We start from the raw sequence: 10,530 nt of genomic DNA on the forward strand, positions 1-10,530 counted from the left end.
GTCATGCGTCGTGAAATGCATGCCGTCGGCGGCCACGAAGATGCGCGGGTCCTTCTTGAAGCTGCGGTTGGGCGTGAAAGGGAGCCAGTGGTGCTCCATGTTGAAGTTCTGGTAGGCCATGGCGTGTCTCCTGCGTCTGGAAAGGGGTTTCTGGCATTCTGGCACCGTTGCCGTCCCGGCGCACCGCTGATTGGGCCCCGTCCGGGCGGGGGCGGGCCTCACCTGCGACAATTCATCCCCTATGAATCACGCTTATATCCTGACCCTGTCCTGCCCGGACCGTATGGGCATTGTTCATGCCGTGTCCGGTTTCCTGCTGGACAACGGCGGCAATATCGAAGAGGCCGCGCAGTACAACGACCACGACACGGGCCTGTTTTTCATGCGCGTGCAGTTCGCCTGCGACAAACTTACGCATGAGGAACTCTCCAGCCGCCTCGAGGCCTTCGCCCAACCCTTCGGCATGAACTGGAAGCTGCATGCCACCACCCAGCCCATGCGCACCGTCATCATGGTCAGCAAGGAAGGCCACTGCCTCAACGACCTGCTGTTTCGCTGCAAGTCCGGCCTGCTGCCGATTGAGGTGCGCGCCATCGTCTCCAACCACCGCGAGTTCTACCAGCTGGCGGCCAGCTACAACATCCCGTTTCACCACATTCCCGTCACGGCGGCGACCAAGGCCCAGGCCGAAGCGAAACAGCTGGAGGTCATCGAGTCCGAAGGCGCCGAACTCGTGGTGCTGGCGCGCTACATGCAGGTGCTGTCAAACGATCTGTGCCAGAAGCTCTCCGGTCGCGCCATCAACATCCACCACTCCTTCCTGCCCAGCTTCAAAGGCGCCAAGCCTTATTACCAGGCGCACGACCGCGGCGTGAAGCTGATAGGCGCGACCGCCCACTACGTGACGGCCGACCTCGACGAAGGCCCSATCATCGAGCAGGACGTSGCCCGCGCCGACCACAGCAAGACCGTGGAAGACCTGACCGCCATGGGCCGCGACACCGAAAGCCAGGTGCTGGCGCGTGCGGTGAAGTGGCACAGCGAGCACCGTGTGCTTTTGAACGGCCACAAGACGGTCATCTTCAAGTAGATATGAGCCCCCACGGTCGCTCACTGCGTGTAGCTTCCTGCCCCCCGAGGGGGCCGCTGCGCCTGCGGTCCGGCAAAGCCGGTCCCGCGGCCCCTGCTTGCGAAGAAAACTCGCGCACAGTGTCCAGCGCTGCTTGATAGACATGGCTACTCCCGCCCGAATCCCGCCCATTCAATGCCTGCTGACCTTCGAGGCGCTGGCGCGGCTGCGCAGCGTGACGCAGGCGGCCGAGGAGTTGTGCGTCACGCCCAGCGCCGTCAGCCACCGCGTCAAGCAGCTCGAGCAAATCATAGGCACCAAGCTCTTCGGTCGCGCCGATTTCTCGCTGACCACCGAGGGCAGCGAATACCTGGCCCACGTGCGCGAAGGCCTGGCTACGTTGCAAAAATTTCCAGGCGCGGCCGGGCAAAGCAGCACGCCCGGCAAACGCAAGCTGCGCCTGGCCGTCACGCCGACCTTCGCGCGTTCCATCTTGATCCCGCGCCTGCGCCAGTTCACCGACGCCTATCCCGAAATCGACCTGACACTGCAGGTGTCGATTCCGCTGCTGGATGTGGTGGCCGAGGACGCCGACCTCATCGTGCGCTTCGGCACCGGCCGCTATGCGGACCTGGAGCACGTCTGTCTGAGCAAGGACGAAGTCGCGCCGCTGGCCTCACCGGCTTTTGTGCGTGAGCACGGCCCCTTTGAGGCCGCCGAGGACCTCGAAGGCGAAAGCCTGCTGCGTTCGCCGCTGGAGCCCTGGCGCACCTGGTTTTCCGCCCACAAGCTCTGGGCTAGGGCTCGTTAACGCTATTTCGCTATTTTTGCAAATGCGAATGGGCGGGGAGAAGAAGGCCGCTAGTCCTTGCAAACGCCCTGGCGGGCTCGCCTCGCCTGTGTTTTTCACCTTGCGCAAAGCCTTTTGATGTGCGGCGCATCTTACGCAAAAAGCGTTAACCGGCCCTGATCGGGCCACGCGGGCGGCGGCATCGGAGGCCGCACCGGCAGATGACATTCGGCTCACGGAGGTTTAGAGTGGGATCGGCTACGGCCGGGCAAGCATCAGCTTGGCAGCCGCAGCCTCAAACAAAACCAACCATTCTGCGAGGGAATTTCCATGAAGAAGAACCAGCTCAGCGCCAGCGTGGCCGGCATCCTGTTGTCCCTGTTTGCTTTGTCGCCCTTGGCGCACGCCGAGGGCAAGCCCGCGGCGAAATCCGTCAAACCCGGCACCTTCTGCACCATCCAGGATGCCAAGGCATGCCAGGATGCCGTGACGCCCGCGCAGATCCTGTCGCGCTTCAAGGCCGGCAACACGCGCTTCGTCTCCGGCAAGCCGCGCCACCAGAACTACCTCAAGGAAATGAAGGCCACGGCGGACGGCCAGTTCCCGCTGGCCAGCGTGGTGTCCTGCATCGATTCGCGCGCGCCGGCCGAAATCGTGTTCGACCAGGGTATAGGCGACCTCTTCAATGCGCGCGTGGCAGGCAACATCGTCAACGAAGACATCCTGGGCAGCCTGGAGTTCGCACACAAGGTCATGGGCGCCAAACTGCTGGTGGTGATGGGCCATACCAGTTGTGGCGCCATCAAGGGCGCGTGCGACGATGCCCAGCTGGGCAACCTGACCGGCCTCATCGGCAAGATCAAGCCGGCCGCGAATCTGGTCTCCGCCGACATCAAGGACCGCACGTCCAAGAACTACGCCTTTGTCGAGATGGTGGCCGAGAGCAATGTGCACCTCACGGTGGAAGCGATTCGCGAGAAAAGCCCCATCCTGCGCGAGATGGAGCAAAAGGGCGAAATCCTGATCGTGGGCGCCATGTATGACGTGAAAACCGGCAAGGTCAAGTTCTATGACATGCCCGGCGCCAGCAAAGCCGCCCCTGGCACCAAATCCTGAGAACCTGGACTGGCCCAAGCGGGTGGAAGGCACGCAGTTCAATGACATCGGCCTGATGGACCGGTGGAAATGTGCAGCTGCTTGCCGATTGGCTCCGTAAAAGCGTCGGTTGAAATTTTTGCGTCCGGCACCCCAGGGGCTGCTTTTCTCAGTCCATTCATCAGGCCGGCTGAATGCTAGACTCGCGCGATTCGAACAACAAAACCGAGGGGTATGGGATGCAGATTTTTCGTCTGTTTGTCATTGCTGCTGCAATTTTTCTGACCGGTTGTGCGGCCACCGGCCCCCGATATGCCGAAGTCGAGGCCAGCTTCCCTACCCTGCGCCCGGGGTATGGACGTCTGGTGGTTTACCGCTCTGGCGGCCTCGGGCAGGCGATCCAGCCGGACATCAAACTCAATGGCGAGGTTGTCGGCAAGTCGCAACCCCAAGGCTTTTTCTTTGTTGACCGCACGGCAGGCAGATACACCGTCAGTGCGCGCACTGAAATCGAAACGACCCTGGAAGCCGAACTGGAGGACGGCCGTACCACCTACGTGCAGACCAGCATCACGGTGGGACTCCTTGTGGGTCAACCCAGGTTCACCCTCCGAAGCGAAAGCACAGCAATACAACATCTGCCTCACCTGGCTTATATCGGCGGAATTCCACTCGTCCCGGGAAAACCACGCGCCGTTGCGGTGAACAACACCGCGGGGCGCAGCACCGATGAACGAACCCGCGCATCCGGTCCCGTGACCCTCGACGACCTGAGCGGCCTGTTGCCAAGCGCACCGCCCGCCGGTGCCGTGAACAGCACGGCAGGGCGCAGCACCAATGAGCGAAGCCGCGCATCCGGCCCCACGACGCTCGACGACCTGAACGGCCTGCTGCCTCCCGCACGATAAATCGAACACTCCACGAGACGCACCGTGATATTTCAATTCATGCTTCGCGGCATAGGCCTGTTGCTGGTTGGCGGCAATGTCCTTGCGCAAAATGCCACGCCGAGCCCGGAACAGCTGTTTGAGCGCCTGTCGCCCAGTATCTGGGCCGTCAAGACCGTTGATGACGCGGGAAGGCCAATTGCTTCAGGCAGCGCGGTGGTCATTCGAGCCGGCTCGCTCATCACCAATTGCCATGTGCTGGCCAAGGCACGCAAGGTTTCGGTGACCCGCGACAACGTCGCTTACGGCGCCGCCCTGGAACACGCGGACGCCGCGCGCGACCTGTGCCTGCTCAAGGTGGCCAATTTCAACGCGCCGCCGGTCACCGTAGCGCCCGCGGAATTGCCGAAAATCGGCTCCCGGGTCTACGCTATTGGAAATCCGCGCGGGCTGGAAATGACGATCAGCGATGGCCTTCTGTCCGGCGTCCGCCGTGCAGACAATGATGAGTTCGTCGCGCTGCAAGTCACCGTACCCATTTCGCCGGGTTCCAGCGGCGGCGGCCTTTTTGACGCGCAAGGCCGCCTGATTGGCATCACCACCTTTATCTTGCGCGATGCACAAAACGTGAATTTCGCCTTGCCGGCCGCCTGGATTGCCGAAGTCCCTGCGCGCGCAGCGGCGGCGCTGGCMGCGCGCRATGAACGCAACAAACCCGCCGCGASCACCCAGGCCCAGGCRGCAAGCGCGCAGGTCTTCGAGTAYCGGCTGCGCGAKCGAAYCWCRGGAWTGACGCARAACATCARGTACCGCCTGGACCGCACGGATGGAGACCAGCTGATCTTCAACCAGGGAGGCCGGGTGGAGCGGGCCGGTGGCGAGGTTGTCACGCTCGGCAGCATCATYGCCGGRGAATATGARCTGGCAATGCCGCCGCGCGGCTGGGTCAACAAGACACCGGAGCCCGGGCAGACRTGGCAGCTTCGCTACGAAACCCGGATGCAAAACCAGCGAATCGGGATGAACGTCACGGCCCGCGCAACGGACGAGTCGACCATGCGCATCGGCGAGCGCGAGCTTCGCATCATGCGGGTCGAGTTCAAGGGTTCTACAGARCGGGGCAACAACAGGACCTACGCGCCATACACCGCCAACGCRTGGTATGCRCCTGAACTTGGCCGCGTCGTGCGATTTGATGCAAAAGCGCGCGGYGGAAMCGGCAKCWATTTCTWTCTTGTYGACGAGGCTCTKGARCTWKTCGACATCCGCAAGGAGTGACCGGGGGGCAAAGCGCGGCGCATTGGCATGATGGACCGCCGCAGCCAATTCGTTTTTCACAAAACACCTTCATTTTCTTCACGCCGCCGGCCCCGGCTTTGCATTAAAGTGCCTTCATTACCGGCCAGAGCCGGTTTCATCCCCGAAGGCCGCCCATGAACGCACCCGCTGAAGCCTGGCAACAGCCCCCGCTTGAACGCCATGACCGCCAGGCGCAGGTGGTCGGCGCGTTGCAGGCCGTGCTGCCGGCACACGCGCTGCTCTGGAACAATGAAGACACCACACCCTACGAGTGTGACGGCCTGACCGCCTACCGCCAGCGGCCGCTGGTCGTGGCCCTGCCCGAGACCTATGCCCAGGTGCAGGCCGTGCTCAAGACCTGCCATGCGCTGGACGTACCGGTTGTCGCGCGCGGCGCCGGCACCGGGCTTTCCGGCGGTGCCATGCCGCACGCGCTGGGCGTCACGCTGTCGCTGGCCAAGTTCAACAAGATACTCAAGCTCGACGCCGCCAGCCGCACGGCCGTGGTGCAGGGCGGCGTGCGCAACCTCGCGATCTCCGAGGCGGCCGCGCCGCTGGGCCTTTACTACGCGCCTGACCCCTCCAGCCAGATCGCCTGCACCATAGGCGGCAACGTGGCCGAAAACTCGGGCGGTGTGCATTGCCTCAAGTACGGGCTGACGGTGCACAACGTGCTCAAGGTCAAGGGCTTCACGGTTGAAGGTGAAGAGGTCGAATTCGGCGGCGATGCGCTCGATGCCCCCGGCTACGATTTGCTGAGCATCATCATCGGCAGCGAAGGCATGCTGGCCGTGACCACCGAGGTCACCGTGAAGCTGGTGCCCAAGCCCCGCCTGGCGCGCTGCATCATGGCCAGCTTTGACGACCTGCGCAAGGCCGGCGACGCCGTGGCCGCCGTGATTGCCGCCGGCATCATCCCGGCGGGCCTGGAAATGATGGACAAGCCCATGACGGCCGCCGTGGAAGATTTTGTGCACGCCGGCTACGACCTCAGCGCCGAGGCGATTTTGCTGTGCGAAAGCGACGGCACGCCCGAAGAGGTCGAGGAAGAAATCGGCCGCATGAGCGAGGTGCTGCGCCGCTGCGGCGCCACAGCCATCGCCGTGAGCCGCGACGAAGCCGAGCGCTTGCGTTTCTGGAGCGGCCGCAAGAACGCCTTCCCCGCATCGGGCCGCATCAGCCCTGACTACATGTGCATGGACTCCACGATTCCGCGCAAGCGCCTGGCCGACATCCTGCTGGCGATTGCCGAGATGGAAAAAAAATACCAGTTGCGCTGCGCCAACGTCTTTCATGCGGGCGACGGCAACCTGCACCCGCTGATTTTGTTTGATGCCAACGACCCCGACCAGCTGCACCGCTGCGAACTCTTCGGCGCCGACATCCTGGAGACCAGCGTCGCCATGGGCGGCACCGTGACGGGCGAGCACGGTGTGGGCGTGGAAAAACTCAATTCCATGTGCGTGCAGTTTTCGGCCGCGGAAAATGAGCAGATGTTCGGCGTCAAACGCGCCTTCGACAGCAAGGGCCTGCTTAACCCGGGCAAGGTGATCCCCACGCTGAACCGCTGCGCCGAATACGGAAAAATGCTGGTGCGGGCCGGGCAGATCAAGCATCCCGACCTGCCGCGTTTCTAGGCAGAACGCACAGCCGAATGGCGAAGACGTAGACTGGGCAAAAAAGCACGGGCCAGACAATGCCAGCAACACCTTCTCGCGCCAACAGTCCCCTCAGTCCCCTCGCCCCGCGCCGACGGCTGCTCTGCGGACTGGCGGGCGCTTTGCTGGCATGGCTTCCGCAGTGGGGACTCTGCCTGGACCAGGGCAGCGCATTGCCCCATCTCGAGCCTTTCGACAAAGYCATGCTGGAACTCATCCAGAAACACAACATCCCGGGCGCCAGCCTGGCCGTGGCCAAAGACGGCAAGCTGCTGCTCGCCAAGGGCTACGGCCATGCCGACAAGGACAAGCAGGAGGCCATGGCGCCGCAAACCCTTTTTCGCATGGGCAGCATCAACAAGACCTTGACGGCGGTCATGGTACTCAAGCTGGCCGAGGATGGAAAGCTGAAGCTGGACGACCCGGCGCTGCCCCTGCTCGAGAAAGCCGGAGTCGTGATTGCACCGCCCGCCGACCCGCGCGCCAGGGACATCCGCATCCGCCACCTGTTGCAGCATTCAGGCGGCTTTGACCGGGAGCGCTCGGGTGATCCCTTCTTCCAGCCGCGGCTCAGGGAAGTCGCCCGCCGGCAAGGCGTATCGCCCGTCAGCTGCGACGCCATCATCCGGGACTCGCTGCAGGAGAAACTGGACTTCACGCCCGGCGAGCGCTTCGCCTATTCCAACACCGGCTACTGCATGCTTGGCAGGATTGTGGAAACCGTCACCGGCGAGTCCTATCGGGCTTTCAGCAGCAGGGAGTTTTTGCAGCCCGTCATCGGCAAAGGCTTTCAGGCCGCGAGCAGCACCGAAAGCCGGCCCGGCGAAACAAGGTACTACCCCTTTCCCGGAGAGCCGCTGCAGCGCGGCGCACCCGGCGTCTCGAACGCGAATGTACCCAGTCCCTACGGCTCCTACTCCGTCGAGAACATGGATGCGCTGGGTGCGTGGGTGGCAACGCCGACGGATGTCCTGAAATTCTTCCTGGCGATCGACGGCGCCCGGGGCAAGCGCCTGCTCAATGAAGACTCGGTGCGGGTCATGCGCAGCGAGCCCGTGCTGGCAAAAGAAAATGATCCGCGCAACTTCTACGCGGCGGGCATCCACGTGGTCAGGAGCGACAAGGGTGACAACTGGTGGCACACGGGCAGCCAGCCGGGCCTGCAAACCCTGGCGTTGAGAACCCGGCAGGGCTATGCATGGGTGGCGGCCTTCAATTCCAGGCCGGACCCGTCCGGGCGCCGCGCCTTCTTCAAGGATATCGACCAGGCGTTATGGGGCGCAGCCAACGCGGTGAAGGAGTGGCCGCAAGGGGATCTTTTTGCCAGCCCGTAAACGCATCACGGGCGCTGCCCAGGCATCGACACACCGCTCTTCCGCCGGAAGGTTCACGCGATGACGGCTTTGCGCGGACTGGCCTGGTTACTGATTTTTCAATCCATAGGGGAACTGCTTTCGCGCGGCTTTTCCCTGCCCTTTCCGGGGCCGGTGATCGGCATGGTTTTGCTGCTGATTGGCCTTCGTGCAGAGCTGGTGCGAGGGCCTGTGTCAGTGTGCGCAGACTTTCTTCTCTCGCACCTTTCGTTACTCTTTGTGCCTGTCGGCGTGGGCGTCATGACCCATCTTTCGCTCGTGAGCCAGTACGGCGTGCGCATTTTGCTGGCCGTGGTGGTGTCCACATTGGCCGGTTTGGGGGTCACCGTGCTGACCCTGCACCTGTTGCGGGACCGCGGCGGCGCGGCTTCAGGGGAGCCACCGGATGCCTAAATTCGTCGAACTCTGGGTCTACCTGTCGGCCACGCCACTGTTCGGCCTGACGGCCACGCTGGTGGTCTATGCGCTGGCGCAAGCGGTTTATGCGCGCCTGGGCCAGGCGCCCTGGGCCAACCCGGTGCTCTGGACGGTGGTGTGCCTGGCCGGTGCGCTGCTGGCCACCGGCGTGCCCTACCCTACCTATTTCGCGGGTGCCCAGTTCATCCATTTCCTGCTGGGGCCTGCGGTGGTGGCGCTGGCTTGGCCGCTGTGGCTGCGGCGCGAAGAGCTGCGCCGGCGCTGGGGCCGGCTGCTGCTGGCGGCATTGGCGGGCGGCATCGCGGCCAGTGGCTCCGCGCTGTTGATGGGCTGGGCGCTGGGTTTGCCTTCGGAAGTGACCTTGTCGCTTGCGCCCAAATCGGTCACCGCGCCAGTGGCCATGGGCATTGCCGAAAAGATAGGTGGCATCCCGGCGCTGGCGGCCGTGTTTGCGGTGATCACGGGGCTGGTGGGCGCGCTCAGCGGCAAATACCTGTTTGACGCGCTGCGCATTCCGCGTGACGCCGCAGGATGGGCCGCGCGCGGCTTCGCGCTGGGCACGGTCTCCCACGGCCTGGGCGCGGCGCGGGCCCTGCAGGTCAATGCCGACGCGGGCGCCTATGCCGGCCTGGCGCTGGGCCTGCAGGTGGTGCTGGCCTCCGCGCTGATCCCGCTGGCCTTCCGCTGGTTGTAAGCGAAGGGCGAACGCGAAAACACCGCATCACCTCCCTGCCGCGAACGGAGGGAAAGTGATGTGGCTTTTCGATGGTGCGGTGAACCGCGCCTGCTTGTTGCTTTAAGTCTCCTACACCGCCTGTAAACCCGGCTTCACCGCATTGGCCGGCTTGGCCGCGGCCAGTGCGCCAAACAGGATCTCGCCCGAAAGCTGGCCGCCTTCTTCGATCACCAGCTTGCCGTAACGGATGATGCCGGTGACCTTCCCGGTCGAATAAATCACCAGCTTCTGGCGCACCGTGAGGTTGCCGTTGAATTCACCGCGGATTTCCGCCACGTCGATTTCCGCCGAGCCCTTGAAGGCGCCTTGCTCGGCGATCTGGATCACACGCGAATCCATGGTGGCTTCCACCAGGCCTTCAACCACCAACGTGTCGCAGTCGGTGATCTCCACGCCCTTGAGCTTGATGTTGGGCCCCACCGTCAGCTTGCTGCCGCCTTCCTTGGCGGTGCTGGTGGACGGCGCGGCTTCGTTCACGGGTTTGGCGGCATTGTTCTGCTGGCTGGACAGCGGAGCCGAATGCAGCGTGCTGGCGGAGCCGCTGTTGCCGTAGCCGTTTCCGGGGCTGTTCCGCAGGCCCGTCGGTGTCTCGTTTTCTCGCTTGCCAAAGAACGGTGTTGCCATGTGAGTTCCTTCAAAAAAGAAGGCATGGTACGTCGCTGAAAAATTAAAAGCTTGGGCAGCATGCAAGAGAGGTAACGAAATTAATTCTTACATTCCTCTCCGGGAGCGCCGCGCGTGTAGCATGGAGCGCAGCATGAGCACCGACAGCGAACTCCATCACTTCACGCTTTTTTCCACCGCCATCGGGCAGTGCGCGCTGGTGTGGAACGGCCACGGCATCGCCGCCGTGCGCCTGCCTGAGCAGAGCGATGGCCGCATGCTGTCGCGCCTGCACCGGCGGTTCGCTATGCTCGAAGCCGGAGCGCCGCCGCCCGCCGAGCAACAGGCCATAGACGGCATGGTGGCCCTGCTCGAAGGCGAAGCCCGCGACCTGCGTTTCTGCGCGCTGGACCTGCGCAACGAGACCCCCTTCCACCTACGTGTGTACACGGCCGCGCAGGACATCCCGCCGGGCAAGACCAAGACCTACGGTGAGATAGCGGCCTTATTGGGAGACCTCGGCGCCGCGCGCGCCGTGGGGCAGGCGCTGGGGCACAACCCTTTCCCCATCATCGTGCCCTGCCACCGCGTGCTGGCTTCGGG

The 10,530-nt window shown here is 63.7% G+C and carries 10 protein-coding genes and 1 pseudogene; 10 read left to right on the top strand and 1 reads right to left on the bottom strand.

Going from position 1 to position 10,530, the window contains the following annotated elements:
• Nucleotides 1-241: 241 nt before the first annotated feature.
• The 9 genes and pseudogenes from purU (at nt 242) to AC1D0P_RS17250 (ending at nt 9,282) form a co-directional block, all read left to right on the top strand.
• Complete coding sequence (purU, locus tag AC1D0P_RS17210) at nt 242-1,090, top strand: formyltetrahydrofolate deformylase (protein ID WP_477677864.1); 849 nt, start codon at nt 242-244, stop codon at nt 1,088-1,090.
• Between the two features lie 142 nt (nt 1,091-1,232).
• A pseudogene (locus AC1D0P_RS17215) lies at nt 1,233-1,862 on the top strand (LysR family transcriptional regulator); the annotation flags it as partial.
• Nucleotides 1,863-2,189: 327 nt separating this feature from the next.
• Nucleotides 2,190-2,975: a carbonic anhydrase family protein gene (locus AC1D0P_RS17220; RefSeq protein ID WP_477677865.1), complete on the top strand. Its 786-nt coding sequence runs from the start codon at nt 2,190-2,192 to the stop codon at nt 2,973-2,975.
• Between the two features lie 173 nt (nt 2,976-3,148).
• Complete coding sequence (locus AC1D0P_RS17225) at nt 3,149-3,862, top strand: DUF2846 domain-containing protein (RefSeq protein WP_477677866.1); 714 nt, start codon at nt 3,149-3,151, stop codon at nt 3,860-3,862.
• 39 nt (nt 3,863-3,901) lie between these two features.
• Complete coding sequence (locus AC1D0P_RS17230; protein WP_477677867.1) at nt 3,902-5,119, top strand: S1C family serine protease; 1,218 nt, start codon at nt 3,902-3,904, stop codon at nt 5,117-5,119.
• 155 nt (nt 5,120-5,274) lie between these two features.
• Complete coding sequence (locus tag AC1D0P_RS17235; protein ID WP_477677868.1) at nt 5,275-6,777, top strand: FAD-linked oxidase C-terminal domain-containing protein; 1,503 nt, start codon at nt 5,275-5,277, stop codon at nt 6,775-6,777.
• A 143-nt stretch (nt 6,778-6,920) separates the two neighbouring features.
• A complete protein-coding gene (locus AC1D0P_RS17240) occupies nt 6,921-8,132 on the top strand; it encodes a serine hydrolase domain-containing protein (RefSeq protein ID WP_477677869.1) in 1,212 nt (403 codons plus the stop codon).
• 60 nt (nt 8,133-8,192) lie between these two features.
• A complete protein-coding gene (locus AC1D0P_RS17245; RefSeq protein ID WP_477677870.1) occupies nt 8,193-8,564 on the top strand; it encodes a CidA/LrgA family protein in 372 nt (123 codons plus the stop codon).
• Complete coding sequence (locus tag AC1D0P_RS17250; RefSeq protein ID WP_477677871.1) at nt 8,557-9,282, top strand: LrgB family protein; 726 nt, start codon at nt 8,557-8,559, stop codon at nt 9,280-9,282. The genes AC1D0P_RS17245 and AC1D0P_RS17250 overlap by 8 nt, the downstream gene beginning before the upstream one ends.
• A 111-nt stretch (nt 9,283-9,393) precedes the next feature.
• Here the strand turns inward: AC1D0P_RS17250 and AC1D0P_RS17255 are convergent, their stop codons facing one another.
• Nucleotides 9,394-9,948, bottom strand: a complete 555-nt coding sequence (locus AC1D0P_RS17255) for a bactofilin family protein (protein ID WP_477677872.1) — start codon at nt 9,946-9,948, stop codon at nt 9,394-9,396.
• 133 nt (nt 9,949-10,081) lie between these two features.
• Between AC1D0P_RS17255 and AC1D0P_RS17260 the strand changes: the two genes are divergently transcribed.
• On the top strand, nt 10,082-10,530 hold a 449-nt coding region (locus tag AC1D0P_RS17260; protein WP_477677873.1), incomplete at its 3' end, for a methylated-DNA--[protein]-cysteine S-methyltransferase.

Source organism: Polaromonas sp. P1_G2, assembly GCF_056405515.1.